The 1,316-nt window shown below is 37.2% G+C and carries 1 protein-coding gene; it reads left to right on the top strand.

Translation table 11 applies throughout. The features are described from left to right. Positions 1-464 precede the first annotated feature (464 nt). Positions 465-827 carry a hypothetical protein gene (locus JCM9140_RS21950; protein ID WP_034751822.1) on the top strand — a complete coding sequence of 121 codons (363 nt, stop codon included), beginning with the start codon at positions 465-467 and terminating at the stop codon, positions 825-827. The last annotated feature ends 489 nt before the right edge of the window (positions 828-1,316 follow it).

Raw genomic sequence — 1,316 nt, 5'->3', positions numbered from 1 at the left:
CTCGTTTGTCGTTGTTTTCCTCAGCGACATTTATTATCATAACATAACATTTTGTTCTGCGCAACAACTTTTTTAAAAGTTTTTTTGCGATCACCATCGAATGAACTAAGCAATCGCGGCGACAAGTAATAATATATCACATTAAATAATTCTGCGCAATAGTTAATTTAAAATTAATTTTTGCGGCTAGATTCAATAATTTATCATAGTTCGAGACAGATAGCAACAATCTTATCCACTACTATACTTTTACCACAGCTCTCTTCATTTAAACCTCATTCCAAAAAATCATAGAAGACTTTTCTTTATATATAAAAGCTTTCAACTGCTTTTGTATGATCAAGTAAGTAACAAACTACTTTTTATAAAAAAACTCAATGCTAAATCTCACTCATAGCCGTCTGTCGCACTCCCTATCAGGGAATAATAAGAGCAATGAAGAAAAACGAGAAAGGAGCAGCCTTTTGAAGATTACTTCCATATCGTTTACCGCCCCTCCAGTCTTTCATCAATTTCCGGCTATTTATGAAAACTTAGGTCTCCGCCAAGTTTCTTCTTATATAGAACAAACTTTTGAATTTGGTTACAGATTAGGGAAAACCGACAGTACAGGGCATGCTAGCATTCGCTATTATCCACAATTAGAGGACTTTCATATTACCATCCCAAGAAAAATACCTGGATTCGGTGCAGTAAGACTGGAACAACTACAGAGTCTGTTATTAGAACAAACACAATCTCCGTTCATCGAAACACTAAAGGGAGCACCTCCGAGCCAAAAAGTATTCCACACGTATTTCCGCCCCACTTGGAAAGAAACAGATTGACCAAGTGTAGAGACGTTCTTTTAGAAAATCATAATGTTGATTCGCCGTCATCTAAGAATGAAATTTGAGTTGAAGGTGAGGAAATGGTTGACGAGGTGTATCATTTAATAACGGAATAAAAAATAGACAATCTCTGATGTGGCGTCGACCACCACAAAGCGTTTTACTGAGCAAACGGACTCCAGTTCCGTTATTTCAACAAAATCTAGCCAATTTTTAGAGTGAGATGGACACAAAATCCGCTATTTACAGAAATGCACTATCGTGACACCCATTTAACACGAAATAGCGGAACCACAGTCCTCGAACACCTCGAAACGACTGTTTTTGTCACAAATAACGGAACGTGAGTCCACTTCCTATACTTAACTCCCAAGGTGGGTCGAGGTACCTGTCCGAGATCACTGAAAAAGTCGCCTTTTTTAGGCGACTTTCAGCTGTTTTTTCTGATCGTAATTATTTTCATTCAAAAATTCGCAAATGAAATAA

The organism is Halalkalibacter wakoensis JCM 9140 (assembly GCF_000513095.1).
Lineage (GTDB): Bacteria > Bacillota > Bacilli > Bacillales > Bacillaceae_D > Halalkalibacter > Halalkalibacter wakoensis.
This window is presented reverse-complemented; position numbering and strand designations above follow the sequence as displayed.